This is a genomic window from Paraburkholderia sp. SIMBA_030 (assembly GCF_046535245.1).
In the GTDB taxonomy this organism is placed as follows: domain Bacteria; phylum Pseudomonadota; class Gammaproteobacteria; order Burkholderiales; family Burkholderiaceae; genus Paraburkholderia.
Window position 1 is genome coordinate 1 of record NZ_JAWRXB010000236.1, and the last position, 315, is coordinate 315.

Genomic DNA, 315 nt, shown 5'->3' on the forward strand with positions numbered 1-315 from the left:
GCGCGGGCGATGTCGACCGCTGGATCGTCTGCTGCAGCACGCGCCCTGCCGGATCGTAGTGCGTACGCTGACCGATCTTGCTCGACAGCACGCGCACCGTCTCGCGATGAAGATCATCACGCTCGAACTGCACACGCTCCTCGCCATCGAGCAGCATCCCGTGCACATGGCCGGAACCGTACATCAACCAGTCGACGGCATGCCCGTCCGGCCGCACGGTCCGTCGCCGGTTGCCGAGTTCGTCGTATTCGTGATGCCACACGTAGCTGCGTCGTTCGCCGAACAGATCGTACGCATGATGCTCGCGCACCAGAT

The 315-nt window shown here is 63.8% G+C and carries 1 pseudogene; it reads right to left on the reverse strand.

Annotation, left to right across the window (positions count from 1 at the left end):
* Positions 1-315, reverse strand: a pseudogene (locus SB772_RS39815) (type IV secretion protein Rhs); the annotation flags it as partial.